We start from the raw sequence: 20,731 nt of genomic DNA on the forward strand, positions 1-20,731 counted from the left end.
TCGGCCGCCCGTTCGCCCGGCATGGGCGGACCCGTGACGTCAACGTCGGACCCTGGACCGCCGGATGGCTTCCCTCGCGGTGGACAGGCCGGGGCGCCAGGGCGGGTTCGCGGGCCCGAGGCGCCGGGGGGGAAAGGTGGGGGAAGTGTGCGCCAGGGTGTCCTCGTGGCCCCTCGACATCGGCGCTCGCCGGTGGGGCCCGTGTGATGGTGGATGCGGTGGCCGTGGGCGAGGTGGCCGCGGCGCCACTCGGTCCGTCCTCCTCCACCGCGCTCTGAAGAATGTGCGGACGACGTGAGTCATGGCCGCGTTCGCTCAGCTCAGCTCAGCTCAGCTGGGAGCGTTGGTCCAGGTCACCGGCGTGGCGCCATGACGAGGGGGCCAGGCCACTGGGGGCCGGGGTGCGCGTGCGGGTCGTGCCTGCGGTGTGAGAGGGCAGGCCGTCCGGGACGGCCTCGTGGTCGCCGAGGTCAGGGGTCTCCTCCGGGGACCACCCGCCCGGCGTCGTCGGTTCGGACCAGGTCAGGCCCGCGGCGCGCTGGAGCCGGGTGACCGCCACGACGGCGAGAGCCGCACGCAGGGTGCACAGACCGCGCAGCCCGTCGAGGCGCTGGCCGGTGAGCATGCCGATCCGCTGGAGGCGTCGGTCCAGCGTGTTGCGGTGGACGCCCAGCCGCTCGCAGGCACGGTGACGGACCCCGTCGGCGGCGATCAGGGCGGTCAAGGTGTCCCAGAGGACGGGGTGTTCGTTCAGCGGGGCGACCATTTTGAGAAGCCGCTCGGACACGGCCGGGGTCTCCGTCGCGCCGTACTCCACCAGGACGTCGTCGAGTCCGTACACCCCGGGCGGACATTCGAGGGCGAGGAGCGTGGCACAGATGCCGTCGGCGACCGACACCCCGCCTCCCTCCGGCACCGCCCGTCCGCCCGGTGTGCCGGGGCCGGGGTCCTGCCAGTGGACGGCGATCCAGACATCGCCGGGAAGGTCCTTGTGGGCTTCCCGGGCGAGGGAGACGGCCTCCTCCTGGTCGGCGGCCCACAGCAGGACGTGGGCTCCGTCCTCGGACGTCGGCACCACGGCCGCGGCCAGACCCCGGAAGACCCGGTCGATGTCGGCGATCGTGCAGGACAGGGCACGTACGGCCAGCACCGCGCGTGCCTCGTCGGACGTCTGCCGGGTGCGCGGCGCGGCGACCTGGCGGGGAGGCTCGGGGGCGCCCTCACCGCCGATCCCCACTTCGAAGAAACCGCAGTTGAGTTCACGGCCCACCAGCCTGCCGGCGTCACCGAGCCGCAGCACCATCACCTCGTGCGTCATGGCGTCCTGGTCATGGGCGCCGACGGTGCAGCGGTTGATGAGCTGGCGGGTCATACCGCCCACCATGGCGAGCAGTTCGTCGAGGGACCGGCCCCGTCGCGCCCAAGCCCGGCCCTCCGCGCGGATGCGAGCGGCACTCTGCCAGCTCCAGTCGCCCTGGCCGGACACCACCTCGGTCAGGGCCGAGAAGATCTCCCACCGGACTCTGCGGCGTACTTCGTCGACAACCTCGATCCCCTCCGACGCGAAGAGTGGGTGAAGGTCGGGTATCGGCTCCGCGTGTGTGGTCATGTCAGGACAGGAAAGTCCACGAACTTCAGAGATACATCAAAGTCCGCTCAGAGCACGATCGGAATACGATCCGATGGATCATCCCTGTGCCATCATGACAACGACAGCCCTGATCCCGTCTTCCTCGATTCCGCGGGCAGATCTCGACAACAATGGGTTCTTACCGACTTCATGGTGCGCACACGATGATCCAGAGCGACACGTCCTCGAAAACGACCGTGCTCGTCGTGGAGGACGAGTCCAGCATCGCCTCCATGCTCACCATGGCGTTGCAGTTCCTCGGATTCGAGGTGGTCACCGCCGACCGGGGAAGCAAAGCGCTCGCCCTGGCGACCAGCCGTGCCCCCGACGTCGTTCTGCTCGACGTCGTCCTGCCCGACATGGACGGGTTCGAGGTCTGCCGCGGCCTGCGGGGCGCGGGCGTCAACGCTCCCGTCCTGTTCGTGACCGCCCGGGACGCGGTGGCGGACAAGGTCCGCGGACTCGAACTCGCCGACGACTACGTCACCAAGCCGTTCGACCTCAATGAGGTGGTGGCCAGGATCCGGGCCGTCATGCGCCGCGGACGTGAGCTGACTCCGGCCAACGGCCGCAGGCTGCGCGCCGGTTGGGTGGAGCTGGACCAGGACACACGCGAGGTCTGGAGACACGGCCGGCCCGTGCAGCTGTCGTCGACGGAATTCGCGTTACTGCGTTATCTCCTGGAGAACGCCGACCAGGTGATCTCCAAGGCCCAGATGCTCGACAACGTCTGGAGCTACGACTTCCGGGGTGAGTCCGGAATCGTCGAGACCTACATCTACTATCTGCGGCGGAAACTGGGCGACACCGACCAGACTCTCATCCACACCGTGCGCGGGGCGGGCTATCTGGTGCGCTCGGCCCCTCCCGGACACCTCACGGAGGACTGAGGATGTCCACCCCCGCGTGCCTCTCCCCAAGCCGTCGAAAGGACCGGGGGGCCCGCTCCCGTCCGGCCCCCTCCAAGTCCTTGGCACGCAGGCTCGCCTGGGGTTTCCTCGTCATCGCCGCGGTCGGCGTGCTCGGTGCCGACGTCTACTGCGTGAGCACGCTGTCGTACCGCCTCCGGGAACGCACGGACCAGCAGATCGTCCAGAGCCACCGCTTCCGGATGGAGGCACTGCGCGCCGGGCGGAGCTGGTACCCGGCACAGGGCGAGTCCGCGTCCGTGGTGACCGACGACCGCGGCATCGTGCGCCTGCCGACCGAGGCCACGTCCCTGCTCGGCAGGCTTCCGATGCCGGCGGCGCTGTTGCGGGAGCGGGCCGGGACGGAGCAGCCCCAGCCGGTGCCGGGCCGAGCCGCACGAGCCGTGGTGGACCGTCTGCCGGACGGCGGCTATCTGGTGACCGCCCGGTCGACGGCCTCCGACGAGGCGACCGTACGGACGCTCATGGGTATCGAGACGGCCACCGGCGTCCCGCTGATCGTCGCGCTGGCCGTGGGGGCCGTGTGGAGCACTCGTCGGGCGTTCGCCTCCCTGCGGGAGATGTCGGCCGACGCCCGGCGTATCGCGGAAGGCAGCGAGGAACCCACGGAGCGTGTCCCGGTCACGACGCAGCCGCCCAGGGAGCTGCGGAGCACCGCCGACACGTACAACTACCTGCTGCGGCGCATCCAGGAGGCAGCCCTGCGCCGCCGGCAGGAGGAGAACAGGCTGTGCGATCTCGTCGAGGCCGCCAGTCATGAACTGCGCACCCCCCTCACCACCATCACCGGATACACCCAACTGGCCCTGATCCGGGCGCTGGACGACCCGCGCCGACTGGACGAGGCCATGGGGCACGTCCAGAAGGAGACCCGGCGTCTGATCAGCCTGGTCGAGGACATGCTGCTGCTGGCCCGGCTGGGGCACGGCGGCATGCTCGAACAGCGTCCGGTGGACCTGGCCCAGGTCTGCCTCCAGGCGGTGGACCGGGCCCAGGCCCCCGGAACTCCACGCACGCTGCGCTGTGTGGTCGAGTCCTTCCCGCACTGGGTGGAGGGCGACCGGCAACGGCTGGAGCAGGCCATCGACAACCTGCTCTCCAACGTGCTGGCCCACACCCCCGAGGAGACCTCGGCCCAGGTCCGGCTGGGGCTGGACGGTGACCGCCATGTCATCGACGTCATCGACGACGGGCCCGGGATCGCGGGAAGCGTGCGGGACCGGATCTTCGAGCCGTTCTTCCGCGCGTCGAGCTCCTCTCCCCCGGATCCGGACCTGCCCCGACGCCCTGGCCGCGGGCTGGGGTTGAGCGTGGCGGCGGCGGTGGTCACCGCGCACGGCGGCTCGATCGATCTCGAACCCTCCGAACGGGGCGCGTGGTTCCGGGTCAGCCTGCCCGCCGGCGCGGGACGCCGCCTCGACCCCGCGTCACATCAGGCACTGCCCTGAACCGCAACGACGCCCCACGGAGCGGCAGATGGGCCACCGGTGCCGCCCGCACCACGGAGGCGGCCGTACTCCCCCCTCACGGCCGACACATGCGGTCGTACCGGCCCGTCCAGCGGTGATCGCACGACGGCACGCAACGGCACGCCACGACGGGGGACACGACCCGTCCGGGCCCGACGCGGGGCGTACCGAGGACCTTCCGCGCGGCCACCGTCCGTGCCGATCAGATGGCGCTCGGCACAGGCACCCGACCCGTGTCGCGCACCTCCGCGAAAACCAGGGATTCCCCTAGATTCACGGGGCGGGAGTTCGTCACGACCGGATGCGCTCCTTGTTCCCCGGCTGGGGCGCCGAGCCGGAGGGCGGGTGGCCGCGCACCTGGACGCTTCCGTGCCCTACGACACCCATTGATCAGTGCTTTTCCCACGGTGCCCGGAGCCGCCGCAGCCGACGGCGGGGCCCGCCCGGTCGGCCGGGACGCCGACCCGGCTCCCCGTCCGGGCCTCGGAGGCGGCGGCGCCGCGACTCGGCGGCGCATCGGCCGCCGGTCCTCCTCCAGCCCTTCCCACCTGGTACGACCATCCTGTCGACATCGATAGCGCGTGGTAACAACCTCGTCACGCGGAGACTTGCCGACCGGAGAGGGCCCTTGGGTATCGTGCCGCCAAGCAAGGCTTGTTTTCGTCGCGTTGGCGCAGGGCACCCTGATCGGGCGGTGAGGTGTATCTTCGAGAGACCCACGAGGAGACCGCGGTGTCGGTGCCTCGCCCCCTGAACACAGCGTGGACCCTGCACGGTGGTGCGGCGGTCGGCGCCCTCTCTCTCATGGTGCTCCTTCTCGTCCTGTCCGTCGGGCCGATGCGGGACGCAGGGCCGCCACCGCCGGTCAGGCCGGCCACGACGAACGCGACGGCCCTCCACACGGTCGCCGCCGGTGGCGGACGCGAACGGGTGGCCGTGATCCGCAGCGGCGAACACAGCATGGGGGTCATGGGCCCGACGGCGTCCCTGCGCACCCCCGGCTCACGGGCGCTGCTCAAGCTGGCCTTGCTCCTCCTGCCGCTGTTGGCGGCGGTGGGGCTCGGCACTCAACTGCACCGGGACCGCGGACAGCGCCGCAAGGCCGAGCAGCGCATCATGGCGTTCGTGGCGACCGCGTGCCACGAGTTGCGCACTCCGCTCACCGCCATCTCCGGCTACGTCCAGTTGGCCCGGCTGGGCGGCCTGGCCGATCTGGAGAAGTTCGACCTGGTCATGGACCGTATGAGCGACGAGACGCGCCGTATGTCCGCGCTCCTGGACGAGTTGATGCTCCTCGCCAGGCTGGACCTCGGCCAGCCGCTGCGCAGCGAGCCGGTCAACCTCGCGCAGCTGTGCCGGGAGGCGGTGGCCGACGCCCAGGCCTGTTCCGCGCACCATCCCATCCGGCTCACGATCCTGCCGGGCACCCACGCGGTCATCGGCGACCGGGACCGGCTCTACCAGGCGGTCGCCAACCTGCTGGCGAACGTGCGGCATCACACGCCCGGCGGCACACGCACCGCGCTGGGGCTGGGCACCGAGGACGGTTTCCGGGTCATCGAGGTGATCGACGACGGGCCCGGCATCCCCGTCGAGTTGCGGCACTCGGCCTTCGAGCGGTTCGTCCACGGCGGTCGGGCGTCGACGCGCGCACCGGTCGCGGACACGGGCGGCGGGAACGGTCTGGGGCTGAGCGTCGTGGCGGCCATCGTCACCGCGCACGGCGGGACCGTGTCGTTGGAACCCGGCCGCCGGGGAGCGTGGTTCCGCATCCGGCTGCCCGTCTGAGCCGGCCCGCCGCACGGCTCCCCCACCGAGAAGGCGTCGCGCACGAGAAGAAAGACCCCCGGGACGGCCCGGCCGCTCACGGGAATTGCCGCGCGGGCGATGCCGCAAGGCTATCCACCGGCGCTATTGACTTGAATTCCAGGTGATTCACTAGTCTCGTTCCATTCACACCCGCTCCACATCGACGCGAATTGGATGAACCGGACGCAATACGCACCTCAGCAGGCACTTCTGGCCTTTCCCGGGCGCCGCCGCAGCGCCCGGCCGGGCATTCCGCTCACTGCGCCCTTCACATCACACACATGTCGACAGTGTGTATCGGCTACAATCCACAGCGTTGTGTGTGTACCAACTGTGAACCGAGAAGAGAGCGCTGAAAACCGCTTACAAAGCGGTGAACGCGCCCGCCCTTCACCCCTTGGGCGACCTCGAGTTCCGCCCTCCCCGTGCCGTTGTGCCGCCCCCCGCGGCCCGGCTCCCCTTTTCCCCGCGTCTCCTCACAAAGCCCATCAAGTGTCCGTCCCCCACAGAACATTCGGTGGCCCCGTGAACCTCACCTCGGCCTTACCGGCCCCTCGATCACCGCTCACGAGTGACACCCCGGCCGAACCCCTGGTGGGCAGATCCACCTTGCTCTCGGCACTCATCCGCCGTATCCCCGGGACCGAATCCGGACCCTCCCCCGGCGTGATGCTGACCGGACCGGCCGGAGTCGGCCGCAGCGCGCTGCTGCGGGCCTTCTGCGACCTGGTGGGGCCCTGGGCGTCCGTGCTGCGCGCCGGCCCGCCTGACGGCACCTGGTACGACGCGGCCGGGGCCGTACACGGTGAAGCGGCCCGAGCCCGATCCCCGCTCGACGAGACCCCTTTGACGTGTCATCAGCTCCACGAGACGGTGCTGGAGCTCTGCCGGCGCGGGCCCGTGGTCCTCGCCATGGACGACGCGCACCTGCCCCGCCCCCGGTCGCTGCGCGCACTCGACTACGTCCTGCGCAGGTCCGTCGGCCTGCCCCTGCTGCCGGTGATCACGGTGCCCCCCGTCGCCGAGCCACCGGCCCTCGCCGCCCTGCTCACCCACCACCCCTGGACCGTACGGGAGTTGAGCCCCCTCAACGGCACCGAGATCTCCGAACTGCTCTTCCGGAGACTGGGGCACGAACCCTCCACGGCCCTGCTGCGCGGGTGCGAGGAGCGGTCCGAGGGCATCCCCTCGGCCGTCCACGCGTTCGTCGACCGGCACACCGGCACAGGCGACGCGACGGGCGGGGCGACAGGAGGAGACCGCACGACGCCGCAGGGCGCCGGTCAACTGCCCTCCTCGGCCTCCGCCGTCCTGTCCGCGGTGGCCGTACTCGGCTGCGCCGAACCGGAGTTGGTCAGCGAACTGATCCGGATGCCGCTGCCGACCGTGCGCCGGGCTCTGGACCAACTCGCCGACCGCCGGATCCTGCCGCTCGACGGTGCGCGAGCCGGATCCCACGATCCCGCCGACGACGTACCGGCCGGCCTCTCGAGCGACGACCTCATTCCGCTGTACGCCCGCGCCGCCCGGCTGCTGGAGGACGCGGGCCGCCCCCCGACCCAGGTGGCGCAGGTACTCCTGCGGATCCGGTTCGGGGCCGAACCGTGGATGCTGGAGGCCCTCTACAGCGCGGCCCTGGCCACCGACTCCCCGAAGACCGCCGTACGGTACCTCTCCCACGCCCTGGACATCGGCGCCGGGGAGAACACCCGCACCCTCCGCCGGATCAGGGCGCTGCTGGCCGACACCCTCAGGACCGTCGCACCGGATCTGGCCGTCCACCATCTGAGCATGCTCCTCGCGAGCAGCACCGACGGACACGAACTCGCCGAGCTCGCCCTGCGGTACACCGACACGCTCGTCCCCCTCGGCCGCGGTGACGAGGCGGCCCGGCTGCTCGCCGGCATGCTGGACCGCCGGCCCGGATCGTGGCAGGCCGTCGTGCCGCAGGAGTGCCGGGCGGCTCTGGAGTCCGCCCTGCTGCTCAGCGGAGCACTGGAACCGGGGACCGTGCGCTGGGTCAAGGAGCGCCTTCGGACATCGAGCGAGCCCTGCGACGACGGCCCCGGCAACCGTCGGCTGCGGCTGGCCCGCGCCGCTCTGTCGGTGCTCAGCGGCCGCCCGGTGCCCGAGCACCCCGGCCTGACCGCCGTCGGCATCCCCGGCACCCCCGGCACTCCGCTGGACGATCTGTCGATGATCGCCTCCGCCGTCGTCGCGAACCTCAGCGACGACAACACCACGGCACTCGCCACGCTCGACCGGCTCCTGCTCCACCCGCTCCGCGGAGAACTCGACCCCAGCCGGATCCAGGCCTTCACGGTCCGGGCCCTGGTGCTGAGCGCGACGGGCGACCTGCCCGCGGCCGAGCGGGACAGCCGACGGGCCCTGGAGCTCGAGCGCCGACGCGACGACGGACCCGCCGTCACGTCCGCCGTCGTCTTCGCCTACGTCCTCGCCCAGCGCGGCGCCTTCGCCGCCGCAGCGGCCGTCCTCTCCGACGTCGGCTGCGCCGACCTGCGCCGGCTGTCGCACATGCACCCCCTGTACTGGTGGGCGACGGCGGCCGTGCGACGCGCCCACGGCGACCTGGGCGGCGCCTTGGTGGCCCTGCGCGCCGGCGGCCGTTCCCTCGGTCCGCAGAGTGCCGAGTCCCCGCTGGTGCTGCCGTGGTGGCTGGAGACGGCGGGCCTGCTGACGGAGCTGGGCCGACCGGCCGAGGCACGGCAGGTGGCGGCCCAGGGCGCCGCGCACGTCGGCCGTGGCGACACCCCGCGCAGCGCCGGACTGACGCTGCTGGCCCGCGGGCTGGCCACTCCGGGCCGGGCCGGACACCGGCTCCTCGACGACGCCTGCGCCCGTCTGGCCGAATCCCCGGCGCGGTTGTTGCGGGCCCGCGCCGAGTACGCGCTGGGGGCCGCCCTGCTGGACGCCGGCGACCCGCTGGCCGCCCGGCCCCGGCTACGGACCGCGCTCGACCTGACGATCGGGTGCGGGGCCGGCAACGCCGCGACAGGCATCCGGCTCCGGCTCGCCGAGGCGGGCGGGCGGCCCCGCCAGCTCAGCGGCCGCCCGGACGACGCCTTGACGGCACGGGAGCGCAGAGTCGCCGCCCTGGCGATGGCCGGCCGTTCCAACCGGGAGATAGCCGAGACGCTGTACATCACCCGGCGTACGGTCGAACTGCATCTGACCCACGCCTATCAGAAACTCGGCGTGAGCGGCCGGGAGGATCTGGTGGGCGTCCTGCGGGCCACCGGGACCTGCGCGTCCCCGTCGGATGACGGAGACCGATGAGTGCCGCACCGGACGGCCGGACGGCGCCCTCCACTCCGTTCCCGCTCAAGCCGCCCTCCCTGGACGGCTTCACACCGCTGTACGGGCGCGAGGCCGAACAAGCGGTGCTGTTGCACATGATGAACCGGCTCGCCGCCGGGCATCCCGGCGTGACGGTGATCCACGGCGGCCCGGGCGCCGGACGCAGCCGCCTGCTGCGGCGTGGCACGGCCTTCGCCCGGGCCGCCGGTGTCCAGGTGCTGACCGCGGTGGGCACGGCGCCGTCCTCGCCCGCCCCGTACTCCTTCGTACGACAGCTGCGGCCGGGCCGGTCCCCGGTGGGCGGTGCGGTCCTCGGCGGTGAACCGTCCGCGAAGGACTCCGTGCAGGGGTGGTGCCGCTCCCTCCTGGCCGCCGCGCACCGGCCGACGCTCGTCGCCCTGGACGACGTCCAGTGGGCGGACCCGGAATCGGTGCAGGTCGTCGCCGGACTGCTGAGGAGGCTGTCCGCGGCGCCGCTCGGGGTGCTGCTGACCGTCACCAGCGCCCACGGCGAGTTCCCCGACGCCTGCGCCGGGCTCCTCGACCAGGCGGCCGCCTCCCCCGACAACCGGGGACTGCTGCTGGAACTCGGCCCGCTCGGCGTGCCCGAGGTCCATGCGATGTGCACCGCCTCGGGGCTGCCCGTCCCGCCGGCGTCCGACGACGTCTGGTGGGCGGACGTCAGCCGCCTCACCGGCGGCAGTCCCTGGGTGATGCTGCGGTCCGTGGACAAGGTCCGCCGTGATCCCGCGCTGGTGTCCTCCGTGGGACTGCGGACGGCGCTCTCCCAGGAGATCGAGGCCGCGCACCGGGACCGGGCGAACGAGTCGGCCGCACAGCTGGTGGCGGGTCCGCTCGCGCTGCTCCGCGGGCTGGCGGTCTGCCGGGAGCTGTTGCCGGTGGAGCGGGTCGCCGCTCTGGTGAAGCTGGACGAGGCCGAACTGCCAGGCGCCCTGCGGACGTTGCGGGTACAGGGCCTGATCGGCGACGGCGATCCACCGCGGCTGCGGATGACGGGCTGCACGGCCGGTCTGCTGACCGGCCTGGAGAGCGACGAGCGCAAGCGGCTGTACGCGCAGGCGGCCCGCGCGGCGCACCGCTGTGACGCCGACGAGGAGGCGCTGGCCGTTCTGCTGCTGACCACGGTGCCGCTGGGCGAGCCCTGGGTGCCGTCCGTGCTGCGCCGTACCGCCCGCACCCTGCTCACGCGCGGCCGTCACGCCGAAGCGGCCGTCCTGCTGGAGCGCGCGCTGCGCGAACCGCTGAACGCCGAGGAGCGCGCGGAAGTGCTCCTGGAGGCCGCCGAGTCGTACACGATGACCGCGCCCGAGGCCGCGGACCGCAGGATCGCGGAACTGCTGTCCGGATCGCAGGCGCGTCCGCAGGTGCGCGCCGCCGCCGAGGACCTCCTGGTCCGCCGCGGCCCCCATGCCCTGCTGACGGTGTCGCACGGGACGTACGGCGCGGGCCCCGCGGAGATCCTCGAGGCGGGCGCCGAGCATCCCGGGCCGTCCGGGGGATCCAGGGCCCGGCCGACCGCACACGACGCGTCCGGTTCTCCTCCCGGTCCGACCCCGCTCGCCGCGCAGGCGTGGCGCCAGACGGTGCGCGGCCACGACGCGGCCGCGGTGCGCGAGCTCTGCCGGCAGGCCCTGCGGGCGCCGCTCGACGAAGCGCTGCTCCCCCGGTTCTCCGCCTGCTGCGCCCTGTCCGTCGCGGACGCCCACGACGCCGCACGTGATGCCCTGGACGTCGCCCTCGCCGAGGCCGGACGCCGCCGCAGCCCCGCACTGGTGGTGTGGGGGCGGTTGCTGCGGGCGCAGCTCAACCTTCAGGCCGGTGCCCCCGACACCGCCGTGCACGACCTCGCCTCCTGCCGGTCCCTGGCGCCGGCGGAGGTGTGGGATCCCACCCGGCTCACCCTGCTGCGGTCGCTGGAGATCCGTCTCCTGGTGGCGCGGGAGCGGTACGCGGAGGCGGACCGGCTGGCCCGTGAGGAGCTGACGCCCGGGGCCGACGAGAGCGACGCCTCGATCCATCTGCTCTACGCCCGCGCCCAGTTGTACCTCTGTCAGGGGCGTCCCCGGCAGGCGCTGGCGGAGGCCGAGGAGTGCGGCCGGCGCATGGCTGCCCGGGGGTGGGCCAACCCGGGGCTGGTGGCCTGGCGCTCGCTGGCGGCGTTGGCCCACCTGGGCTGCGGGGCGAACGACCGGGCGGCGGAGCTGTTCGCCGAGGAGTCGCGGCTGGCCAGCCGGTGGGGCACCGACTCCGCCCTGGCCTGGACCGACCTGCGCCGTGGCCTCGGCTCACCGGCGCCGCAGGCCGCGCGGCTGACCGAACACGCGCTGCGCCGACTGGGCCACACCCCCGCGTCCCGGCGATTCGTCCAGAGCGTGGTCGCCCGGGAGGCCGCCGGAGCGCGCTGCGGGGTACGGTCGGGCACCGCGTCGGCCGGACCGGGGAACCAGGACGGCGGGATGTCGATGGGCCCTTGACGCCGCGCACTCCATGTACCTCGCATCCACCCCCTCACGCTCCATCACACCGCGCAAGGAGGCCGCTGGCATGTTGCTCGAGCGGCAGAACGAACTGAAAGTGGCGGCCGAGGCCCTCCGGCTCGCCGCACACGGCAACGGATCCATGGTCGTGATCAGCGGGCCGCCCGGAATCGGCAAGTCGGCCGTCCTGTCGGAGATCGGCGAACTCGCCGTGCGCCTGACCACCGGCCCGACGGCCGGGTCGGCGGCGCTTCCCCGGCCCCTGGTGATGCGTGCCTACGCCGCCCCCGCGGAACGCTCCTTCGCTCTCGGTGTCACCCGGCAACTGCTGGAGCCGGTGATCAAGTCGGGTACGTTCGTGGGCCGATGGTGCGCCGGCCCCGCGCGGCCCGCGCTCGGCTTCCTCCAGGGCGACCCTGAGTCGCCCCGGCAGCACACCGCGACGACGGTGCGGGCCCTGCTGTCCCTGGTGGAGAACATGAGCCAGGACCGCACTCCGGTACTTCTCATCGACGATCTGCACTGGGCGGACGAGGGCACCCTGGACTGGCTGGACCAGCTCGTGCAGCAGGTGCCCCACCGGGGAATCCTGGTCGCGGCGACGGTCTGCGAGGGAGAGCCCGCGGCGGAGCCGCCCTCGGTCCGTCCGGTCGCCGCCGCGGAGCACACACTGTTTCCGGCCCCGCTGGGCACGGCGTCGGTCGACGCCCTGATCCTGCAGCGCCTGGGCGTACCGCCCGACGCGGAGTTCACGGCCGCGTGCCACCACGCCACACGCGGGAATCCGCTGCACCTCGTGTCGCTGCTCCAGGAATGCCGGTCCCGCGGCATCGCCCCGGTGGCGGCCGAGGCGGCCGAGGCGGCCACGCTGGTGCCGCCCGCGCTGCGTCGGCGGCTGATGCTGGGGCTTCAGGAACAGCCGCCCTCCGTCCTGGCCGCGGCGCGTGCGCTGCAGGTCCTCGGGGACGGTGCCGACCCGCACGTGGTGGGCGAACTGGCCGGACTGGACCGGGTGGACCGGGAGGCGGGTCTGTGGCGGCTGCGCAGGCTGACGCTGGTCGTCCGTGAGGGCACCGGTCTACGGCTGGCGCATCAGGCGGTGCACGAGGTGATCGAGGACGGCATGCCGCCGGGCGAACGCAACCGCCTGCACCTGAGAGCCGCCGCGCTGCTGCGTTACCGGGGCAGCACGCCCGAGCGGGTGGCCGGTCATCTCCTCGCCAGTACCGCCCCGTTGGACGACGAGTCGGTGGCGGCGCTGCGTCACGCCGCCGACGCCGCGGTGCGGCGCGGCGCCCCGGAAGCGGCGGCCCGCTATCTGCGCCGGGCGCTGCTCGACGTCCCCCCGCACAGCGAGGCGCGGGCCGTGTTGCTGGTCGAACTGGCGACCGTGGAGCGCAGTTTCGCACCGTCGGTGGCCGTCCGGCACATCACCCAGGCGCTCCCGCTGCTGTCCGGTGCGCGGGCCCGCGCCGAGGCGCTGCTGACACTCACCCCGGTGGCGACCGGCGCCACACTGCTGTCGCTGGGCGACGCGATGCGGCAGGCGGCACGGGAACTGACCGCCGCGGAGGTGCGGCCGGCCGACCGCCGACTGCTGGAGCTGCGTCTGGAGGCCCGGCTCCACCACCTCTGCGATCTCGATCCGTCGGTGCTCGCGTCGGCCGCGGACCGGCTGGCCGGGCTGGGCGGGCGACCGGAGATGACGCATCCGGGGCAGCGGGAGTTGCTGGTGGCGCTCACGTACACCGCGACGGTCTCCGCCGCGCTGCCCGCCGCGCGGGTCAGTGCGCTCGCGGGCCGGGTCCTGGAACACGAGCCGGCGCGCGCGGCCCATGTGCACACCGTGCTGCCGCTGGTGGTACCGGTCGCGGTCACCGCGGACTCGGTCGGCGGACTGATGTCCTGGCTGGACACGGCACTGGCCGACGCGGAACGCCGGGGCGGACGGCTGGAGCAGTCGGTGGTGCTCAGCGAACAGGCGCTGGTCCTGCTCGCCCAGGGCAGGCTGACCGCCGCGCGGGACCGGGCGGTGCGGGCCCTGTCGGTGTCCGGCCCCGAGGAGGCGAGCACGCTCTCGGTCATCGCCTCGGTCATGGTGGCGCTGCGGACCCGCGAGCCGGACCTGGTCGAGGCGCTGCCGGAGCGGATCCGCGGCGTGCACGAGAACTGTGTGCTGGCCGGACTGCTCGTCATGGTGCGGGGGATGCAGGCGGAGTGGCGGCATGAGCCGGGCATGGCCGTGGAGCACTTCCTCGACGCGGAGTACGGCCTGGACCGGGCGGGGTGGCGCAACCCCGTCCTGGCTCCGTCGGCGTACTGGGCGGCGCGTACGTTGCACCGCATGGGCGACTCCGAGCGTGCCGAGCAGCTGGCCGAGCGGCATCTGGAACAGGCGAGGGCCTGGGGCGCCCCGTCGGGCCTGGGGCGCGCGCTGGCCCTGCAGGCCACCGTGACGGGCGGGTCCTCGGCGCCGAAACTGCTGCGGGAGGCCGCCGGGGTGCTGGAGGCGTCCGGCGACCTGCTCACCCGGGCGTCGGTCCTGCTGCGGCTCGCGGAGGCGGTGGCACCTCGTCATGCGGCGGAGGCGGAGGCGGCGTTGCGCACGTCGTACGAGCTGGCGGTGGAGTGCGGAGCCACGCGGATCGCGGTCCGGGCGCAGGAGTTGCTGGGACCGGCGGCGGCCGGCGTCCCGACGCGGGGGCGGCTGACGTCGACCGAGCGGATGGTGGCGCGGATGGCGGTGGAGGGTCTGACGAACCAGGCCATCGCCGACGCTCTCGGGGTCTCCCGGCGGGCCGTGGAGAAGCATCTGACGAACTGCTACCGCAAGATGTCGACGTCCGGCCGTTCCGGGCTGGCGAGCGCGCTCGAGGACGCGGGCCTGTTCGAGGCGCCGGGCACGTCGGCTCCGCCCGCCGAAACGATCCGCCCGCAGGGAGCGGCCTGACCGCGGGCCGGGTTCGGGACGGCCGGCGGCCGCGCGGACCGGCATCCCCGGTCAGGTGGCCCGCGGTGCGGTCCGCGCGGTGAAGTGCTCCTCGAGCAGCTTCAGCACCTCTGCGGCACGGCTGTTGAGGTAGAAGTGGCCGCCGGGCAGGATGCGCAGGTCGAAGTCCGCGGTGGTGTGCTTCTCCCAGTCCCGGGCCTCGTCGATCGACGTCTTGGGGTCGCTGTCGCCGACGAGCGCGGTGACCGGGCAGTCCACGGTGGCGCCCGGAGCGGACCGGTAGGTCTCCACGGCCCGGTAGTCGCCGCGCAGCGCGGGCAGGATCATGCGGATCAGTTCCTCGTCGCCCAGCAGCCGGTCGTCGGTGCCGCTCATCGACTTGATCTCGGCGATGATGCCGTCGTCGTCGCGGCGGTGGACGTTCTCGTCGCGGTAGCGGGAGGGGGCACGCCGGCCCGAGGCGAAGAGCCGTACCGGACCGCCGCCCTCCCGCTCGAACCGCCGGGCCACCTCGAAGGCGACGAGCGCGCCCATGCTGTGACCGAAGAAGGTCAGCGGGCGGTCGTCCCAACCGCGCAGCACCTCGTGCACCTGGTCCGCGAGCGTGCCGATGTCGTCGATCAGCGGCTCGTTGCGCCGGTCCTGACGGCCGGGGTACTGCACGGCGACGACGTCGACGCGCGGACTGAGCGCGGTGGCGACGGGGAGGTAGTAGCTGGCCGAGCCGCCGGCGTGGGGGAAGCAGACCAGGCGGTGGGCGGCGTCGGGGGCCGGGTCGAACCGTCGGCACCACAGTCCGTCGTCTGCGGGGGAAACACTCACGCTGTTCGTCCGTCCTGTGTCAGCGGATTTCGGTGGGCTGGATCACTGGCGTGCTCCTGAAGGTGTGCCGCCACTATCCGGCACCGCCCGGGCCGGACGGCCTCGGCTCCCCGAAGTCTGGGCGTTTCCCCTGTCCTTGGAGCCGGGGGGCGGCTGCCCGTTGTGCGGCGGGACGGCACGGTGGCATAAAGCTGAGCGCCGGACGCGTATCCGAGGCTCCGGCCCCCCAGCGAGGAGTTCCCATGCCCACCACCACGGTTCCACGGCCCGTCCCGGGCGCGGCGCGGAAGCGGTGAGCCCCGTCCCGGGCGGCAGGCTCTTCGCGGTCAGTGACCTGCATGTCGCCTACGAGCAGAACCGCGCCGTGGTGCGGCGGCTGCGCCCGTCCGATCCCTCCGACTGGCTGATCGTCGCCGGTGACATCGGGGAGCTGACGGCGGACGTCGAGTGGGTGCTGCGGCTGCTCGCCGAGCGGTTCGCGACCGTGGTGTGGGTGCCGGGCAACCACGAGCTGTGGACGCATCCCGACGATCCGGTGCCGCTGCGCGGTGCGGCCCGCTACCGCGGGCTGGTCGAACTGTGCCGGTCACTGGGGGTGCTGACCCCGGAGGACCCCTATGTCCAGTGGCCGGGGCCGGACGGGCCGGTGGTGATCGCGCCGCTGTTCCTGCTGTACGACTACTCGTTCCTGCCGCCGGGTGCCACCGGCACCGCCGATGCGCTGGCCCGGGCGGAGAAGGCCGGGGTGGTGGCCACCGACGAGTTCCTCCTGCACAGCGACCCCTACCCGGACCGGGCGGCCTGGTGCCGGGCCCGGCTGGAGTACACCCGCGAGCGGCTGGACGCCTGCCCGTCCGATCTGCCGACCGTGCTGGTGAACCACTTCCCGCTGGTGCGCGAACCCACCCGCATCCTCCGGTACCCGGAGTTCGCCCTGTGGTGCGGGACCACCGCGACCCACGACTGGCACCGGCGCTACCGGGCGGCAACCGTCGTCTACGGCCATCTGCACATCCCGCGCACCACCTGGCACGACGGGGTACCGCATCGCGAGGTGTCGCTGGGCTACCCGCGCGAGTGGCAGGCCCGCGGCATGCCCGATCCGCTGCTGCGCGAGATCCTGCCCCGGCGAGGTGCCCGGTGACGCCGCTGATGCGCCGCCTGCTCCCGGAGGCGGTCGAAGTGACCGAGGTGCGCGGTGAGTTGACGGGTCCGCCGCTGTTCCCGGAGGAGGAGGCGGTGGTCGCGCGGGCGGTGGACAAGCGCCGCCGCGAGTTCGCCACCGGCCGGCGGTGCGCCCGTCTGTCGCTGGCCGCGCTGGGGCTTCCCGCCGTACCGCTGCTGTCCGGTCCCCGGGGAGAACCCCGCTGGCCCGCCGGGGTGGTCGGTACGGTGTCCCACTGCGACGGCTACCGGGTGGCGGCGGTCGCCCGCGCCACCGATCTGGCGGCGCTCGGCGTCGACGCCGAGACGGCGGCCCCGCTGCCGGACGGTGTCCTGGAGGCGGTGTCGCTGCCCGAGGAGCGCGCCGATCTCGCCCGGCTGCGGCGAGCGGCACCGCACGTGCCCTGGGACCGGCTGCTGTTCAGCGCGAAGGAGTCGGTCTACAAGACGTGGTTCCCGCTCGCCCGCCGACCGCTCGGTTTCGAGGAGGCCCGGCTGCGCTTCACCCGGGAGCGGGACCCCGCCGGTGCGGCGCGCGGCACGTTCGACGTCACGCTGCTCGTGCCGCTGCCCCCCGGGTTCGCCGGTCGGGTGGGCGGTGCGGAGCTCACCGGCCGATGGCTCGTGGACGGGGGGCTGGTGCTGACCGCGCTGGCACCCGTCGTACACCGCCCGGGCGGGGCCGTGTCCGGCGCACCGCTCACGCGGTCGTCCGCACCCGGGGCGACGGCCTTCCCCGACGCCTCCCGCCCACCGCGGTAGGCCGATCCCCATGGGCCGCACCGGCTGCCGTGGGGCGTCTCGAACCGATGACGATCCGATGGAGAGGCAGCGATGCCCCAGCTCAACACGACCGGACCCGAGTCCGACAGCGAGGCGCTCCTGGCCGCGCGGCTGGCCGTCTCCGCGACGGCCGAGGGCGGCGAGGTGATGTCCGACGTCGCGTTCTTCGACTGGTTCGACCAGCGCCGCCGCCGGCACAGCCAGGTGGTCCGCCGCACCACCTTCGGTGAGATGGCGGGGTGGGACTTCGTCGCGGGCAGCGGCGATCTGGCGCATCGCAGCGGGAAGTTCTTCACCGTGCGCGGTGTGCGGGTGCGCACCGACTCCGGTCCCGTGCCGGAGTGGACCCAGCCGATCATCAGGCAACCGGAGATAGGCATCCTCGGTCTCGCGGTGCGCGAGTTCAACGGGGTGCTCCACTGTCTGATGCAGGCGAAGTCCGAGCCGGGCAATGTCAACGGGGTGCAGCTGTCCCCGACCGTGCAGGCGACCAAGAGCAACTACACCCGGGTGCACGGCGGTGCGTCGGTGCCCTATCTGGACTGCTTCCGGGAGCCGGAGGCCCGCGGCCACCGGGTGCTGGCCGATGTGCTCCAGTCGGAACAGGGCTCGTGGTTCTTCTGCAAGCGCAACCGCAACATGATCGTCGAGGTCGGTCCGGAGGTGGAGGCGGGCGAGGACTTCTGCTGGTTGACACTGCGGCAGGTCAACGCGCTGCTGCACTACGAGAATCTGGTGAACATGGACGCGCGCACGGTGCTCTCCTGTCTCCCCGACTGGCACTACGGGACCGGCCCGGCCGCCGGCATCCACCCGGACGTGGCGATCCGCAGCTGGATCACCACCCAGCAGAGCGAACGGGACGTCAGCGCCGCCCTGTTGCCCCTGAGCGAGGTGGAGGGGCGGGACTGGTTCCGCACCGAGGACCGCATCTCCCACCGGGGAGGCCTGTTCTTCAGCATCGTGCCGGTGGACGTCCTGTCCAACCGGCGTGAGGTGACGTCCTGGTCGCAGCCGCTGCTCGAACCGCACGGCATCGGGATCTCGGCGATGCTGGTCCGCCGGGTCGACGGGGTGCCGCACTGTCTGGTGCAGGCGCGGGTCGAGCCGGGCTATCTGGACGTCGTCGAGCTCGGCCCGACCGTGCAGTGCACCCCGGAGAACTACGCCCATCTGCCCGCGTCGGACCGCCCCCGCTTCCTCGACCTGGTGACCGGGGCCCGCCCGGAGCAGGTGCTGTTCGACACGGTGCTGTCCGAGGAGGGCGGCCGCTTCCTGAACGCGCAGAACCGGTACCTGATCATCGAGGCGAAGGACGACGTCCCCGCCGAGATCCCCGCGGACTACCGGTGGGTGACGCTGCGTCAGCTCGGTGAGCTGCTGAAGTACAGCCACTATGTCAACGTGCAGGCACGGACGCTGGTCGCGGCCTTGCGCAGCGTCACCGGACTCCCCTCCGGCCTGCCCGCGGCAGGAGTCCGCGGTACCGGGGCCGTCGCCCCGGGCAGGGGAGGCAGCCGTGCGGATCATCGGTGACGGATTCCTGGCCCGCAATCTGGCCGAGGCGTTCGGGGACCGCTTCCCCGGGGTGACCACGATCGCCTCCGGGGTCTCCAGCACGGCCACCACGGCCGTGTCGGAGTACGACCGTGAGGCCCGGCTCCTCTACGAGGTCCTGGACGCGTGCCGGCGGGACGGCCGACGGCTCCTGTTCCTCTCCACCGCCTCGTTCTCCCTGTACGGCTGCACGGACGACGAGGTGAGCGAGACGGGTCCGCTCCGGCCGCCGACGGCGTACGGACGGCACAAGCTGGCCCTGGAGAGCGTGGTGCGCTCCTCGGGCGTCGAGCACCTGATCCTGCGGGTGAGTCACGCCGTGGGCCATCACCAGCGGCCGCACCAGTTGCTGCCCACCCTTGTGCGGCACGTCTCACAGGGCGAGGTGACGGTCCATCAGGGAGCGCACCGGGACCTGCTGGACGTGCGGGATCTGGTGCACGCGGTCGGCAGACTCCTCGAGGACGACGTCCACGGCGAGGTGGTGAACGTCGCCTCGGGGGTCCCGCAACCGGTGGAGGCGATCGTGACCGCCGTCGAGGAGCGTCTGGGCGTCACGGCCCGGCGCGTACACCGTCCCGGCCCGACCGCCGTCACCCGCGCGTCCGTGCGACGACTGCGGCGGCTGGTGCCGGACTTCCGCGCCGCGACCCCCGATGCTGCCTATCTGGGAGCGCTGCTGGACGCGTATCTGCCGTACTACACCGCCCAGCCGCGGGATCTGACGGGGCTGCCCTCCCGGTGACCGCGCCGCAAAACTGGGGGAACCCTTAGACATGTCCTCCTGGGCACGGGCTGGAAGCGGTGGCTCCGCCTAGCGTGGAGGCATGATCGAGCTTGCGGGAGTGACCAAACAGTACGGCGAGAAGGTGGTGGTCGACGACCTCACCTTCAGCGTCCGGCCGGGCTGCGTCACCGGATTCCTCGGCCCCAACGGAGCGGGCAAGTCCACCACGATGCGGATGATGCTCGGTCTGGACCGTCCCACGGCGGGCCGCGTCCTCATCGACGGCGAACCCTACGCCCGGCTCAGGGAACCGCTGCGCCGCATCGGCGCGCTGCTGGACGCGAAGGCGATGCACGGCGGGCGCAGCGCGTACGACAACCTCCGGTGCCTCGCCCTCAGCAACCGGATACCGCTGCCGCGGGTCGACGAGGTGCTCCAGGAGGTCGGTCTGAGCGAGGTCGCCAGGAAGCGGCCCAGGGGCTTCTCGCTCGGCATGGGGCAACGGCTCGGCATCGCCGCGGCGCTGCTCGGCGACCCGGAGATCGTGATGCTGGACGAGCCGGTCAACGGTCTCGACCCGGAGGGCATCCACTGGATCCGCACGCTGATGAAGCGGCTGGCGGCGGAGGGCCGCACGGTGTTCGTCTCCAGCCATCTGATGAGCGAGATGGCGCTGACGGCGGACCATTTGGTCGTCATCGGCCGCGGCAGGCTGCTCGCCGACACCGGTATGCAGGAGTTCATCGACCGCAACTCCCGTTCGTCCGTGCGGATCCGCACCCCGGAACCGGAGAAGCTGCGGGACGCCCTCGCGGCGGCCGGCATCACCGCCGCCGAGAGCGCCCCGGGGGTGTTCGAGGTGACCGAGGCGCCGGTGGAGCGACTCGGCGAACTGGCCCTGGAGCACCGCGTCCTGCTGCACGAGCTGAGCCCGCAGCACGCCTCCCTGGAAGAGGCGTTCATCGCTCTGACGGGTGAGGCGGCCGAGTACCGCACGGGGGCGTTCGCCCCCGCCCCCGACGCCGCGTCGAGCGTCGGTACGAACGCGCCGCAGACCACCGGAACGGAGTCCTGA

Annotated in this window: 13 protein-coding genes; 11 read left to right on the plus strand and 2 right to left on the minus strand. The window is 72.8% G+C overall.

Features of this window, described 5'->3' with window-relative positions; translation table 11 throughout:
* Positions 1 to 325 precede the first annotated feature (325 nt).
* Complete coding sequence (locus ACYQ8Q_RS05005; protein ID WP_460062290.1) at positions 326 to 1,609, minus strand: helix-turn-helix domain-containing protein; 1,284 nt, start codon at positions 1,607 to 1,609, stop codon at positions 326 to 328.
* 185 nt (positions 1,610 to 1,794) lie between these two features.
* Here ACYQ8Q_RS05005 and ACYQ8Q_RS05010 point away from each other — a divergent pair, with 185 nt between their 5' ends.
* From ACYQ8Q_RS05010 to ACYQ8Q_RS05035, 6 genes are all read left to right on the plus strand, one after another.
* The gene (locus tag ACYQ8Q_RS05010; RefSeq protein ID WP_460062292.1) at positions 1,795 to 2,520 is read left to right on the plus strand and encodes a response regulator transcription factor; all 726 of its coding nucleotides are present in this window, start codon (positions 1,795 to 1,797) and stop codon (positions 2,518 to 2,520) included.
* Positions 2,521 to 2,600: 80 nt separating this feature from the next.
* The gene (locus tag ACYQ8Q_RS05015; protein WP_460062293.1) at positions 2,601 to 4,007 is read left to right on the plus strand and encodes a sensor histidine kinase; all 1,407 of its coding nucleotides are present in this window, start codon (positions 2,601 to 2,603) and stop codon (positions 4,005 to 4,007) included.
* Positions 4,008 to 4,766: 759 nt separating this feature from the next.
* Complete coding sequence (locus tag ACYQ8Q_RS05020; protein WP_460062295.1) at positions 4,767 to 5,816, plus strand: sensor histidine kinase; 1,050 nt, start codon at positions 4,767 to 4,769, stop codon at positions 5,814 to 5,816.
* Positions 5,817 to 6,011: 195 nt separating this feature from the next.
* Complete coding sequence (locus ACYQ8Q_RS05025; RefSeq protein ID WP_460062297.1) at positions 6,012 to 9,134, plus strand: LuxR C-terminal-related transcriptional regulator; 3,123 nt, start codon at positions 6,012 to 6,014, stop codon at positions 9,132 to 9,134.
* Entirely contained in the window at positions 9,131 to 11,650 is a 2,520-nt protein-coding gene (locus ACYQ8Q_RS05030) for an AAA family ATPase (protein ID WP_460062298.1), read from the plus strand. Before ACYQ8Q_RS05025 ends, ACYQ8Q_RS05030 begins: the two co-directional genes overlap by 4 nt.
* 70 nt (positions 11,651 to 11,720) lie before the next feature.
* On the plus strand, positions 11,721 to 14,603 hold the full coding sequence (locus ACYQ8Q_RS05035; protein WP_460062299.1) for an ATP-binding protein: 2,883 nt from the start codon (positions 11,721 to 11,723) through the stop codon (positions 14,601 to 14,603).
* Positions 14,604 to 14,654: 51 nt separating this feature from the next.
* Here ACYQ8Q_RS05035 and ACYQ8Q_RS05040 read toward each other — a convergent pair whose 3' ends face one another.
* A complete protein-coding gene (locus tag ACYQ8Q_RS05040; RefSeq protein WP_460062301.1) occupies positions 14,655 to 15,425 on the minus strand; it encodes a thioesterase II family protein in 771 nt (256 codons plus the stop codon).
* A gap of 292 nt (positions 15,426 to 15,717) precedes the next feature.
* Between ACYQ8Q_RS05040 and ACYQ8Q_RS05045 the strand changes: the two genes are divergently transcribed.
* The 5 genes from ACYQ8Q_RS05045 to ACYQ8Q_RS05065 all read left to right on the plus strand — a co-directional run bounded on the left by ACYQ8Q_RS05045 (position 15,718) and on the right by ACYQ8Q_RS05065 (position 20,731).
* Positions 15,718 to 16,569 carry a metallophosphoesterase family protein gene (locus ACYQ8Q_RS05045; RefSeq protein WP_460062303.1) on the plus strand — a complete coding sequence of 284 codons (852 nt, stop codon included), beginning with the start codon at positions 15,718 to 15,720 and terminating at the stop codon, positions 16,567 to 16,569.
* Between the two features lie 5 nt (positions 16,570 to 16,574).
* Positions 16,575 to 17,351 carry a 4'-phosphopantetheinyl transferase family protein gene (locus ACYQ8Q_RS05050; protein ID WP_460073172.1) on the plus strand — a complete coding sequence of 259 codons (777 nt, stop codon included), beginning with the start codon at positions 16,575 to 16,577 and terminating at the stop codon, positions 17,349 to 17,351.
* 72 nt (positions 17,352 to 17,423) lie between these two features.
* Positions 17,424 to 18,908, plus strand: a complete 1,485-nt coding sequence (locus tag ACYQ8Q_RS05055; RefSeq protein WP_460062305.1) for an NDP-hexose 2,3-dehydratase family protein — start codon at positions 17,424 to 17,426, stop codon at positions 18,906 to 18,908.
* Complete coding sequence (locus ACYQ8Q_RS05060) at positions 18,892 to 19,674, plus strand: NAD-dependent epimerase/dehydratase family protein (RefSeq protein WP_460062306.1); 783 nt, start codon at positions 18,892 to 18,894, stop codon at positions 19,672 to 19,674. The genes ACYQ8Q_RS05055 and ACYQ8Q_RS05060 overlap by 17 nt, the downstream gene beginning before the upstream one ends.
* 82 nt (positions 19,675 to 19,756) lie before the next feature.
* Positions 19,757 to 20,731, plus strand: coding sequence for an ABC transporter ATP-binding protein (locus ACYQ8Q_RS05065; RefSeq protein WP_460062308.1), 975 nt, complete (start codon positions 19,757 to 19,759; stop codon positions 20,729 to 20,731).

The organism is Streptomyces sp. YKOK-I1, from assembly GCF_054660435.1.

What these genes read in the sequence shown, in the direction of transcription:
- ACYQ8Q_RS05005 (WP_460062290.1), bottom strand. Translation starts at nt 1,609, where the DNA reads ATGACCACACACGCGGAGCCGATACCCGACCTTCACCCACTCTTCGCG.
- ACYQ8Q_RS05010 (WP_460062292.1), top strand. Translation starts at nt 1,795, where the DNA reads ATGATCCAGAGCGACACGTCCTCGAAAACGACCGTGCTCGTCGTGGAG.
- ACYQ8Q_RS05055 (WP_460062305.1), top strand. Translation starts at nt 17,424, where the DNA reads ATGCCCCAGCTCAACACGACCGGACCCGAGTCCGACAGCGAGGCGCTC.
- ACYQ8Q_RS05065 (WP_460062308.1), top strand. Translation starts at nt 19,757, where the DNA reads ATGATCGAGCTTGCGGGAGTGACCAAACAGTACGGCGAGAAGGTGGTG.
- ACYQ8Q_RS05025 (WP_460062297.1), top strand. Translation starts at nt 6,012, where the DNA reads ATGAACCGGACGCAATACGCACCTCAGCAGGCACTTCTGGCCTTTCCC.
- ACYQ8Q_RS05035 (WP_460062299.1), top strand. Translation starts at nt 11,721, where the DNA reads ATGTTGCTCGAGCGGCAGAACGAACTGAAAGTGGCGGCCGAGGCCCTC.
- ACYQ8Q_RS05030 (WP_460062298.1), top strand. Translation starts at nt 9,131, where the DNA reads ATGAGTGCCGCACCGGACGGCCGGACGGCGCCCTCCACTCCGTTCCCG.